Here is a 217-nt window from a genome sequence, read left to right on the forward strand (position 1 = left end):
TATATGAAGATCAGCAGTATGCTGAGGCCGCTTTTTATGCAGTTGAGCATCTTAATGACTATGTGACTTCTAAAGAGCTGATGCAGCTATTGATCAACGTTGAGCTGCATGCCCAGGCGTTTATTGACGTGCGTGTGCAGCTGAATGCTCTGCCAAAATGGCATGATGAGTTTATTGGTCAGGTTGAGCGGCAAACTCATTTTCGGCCTGCTCAACC

At 46.1% G+C, this 217-nt stretch carries 1 protein-coding gene; it reads left to right on the plus strand.

Going from position 1 to position 217, the window contains the following annotated elements; translation table 11 throughout:
• Positions 1 to 217: hypothetical protein (locus LI126_RS15455; RefSeq protein WP_227165778.1), on the plus strand; the 217-nt coding region annotated here is incomplete at both ends.

The sequence above is a fragment of the Mediterraneibacter sp. 210702-DFI.5.30 genome (assembly GCF_020560115.1).
GTDB lineage: Bacteria > Bacillota > Clostridia > Lachnospirales > Lachnospiraceae > Mediterraneibacter > Mediterraneibacter faecis.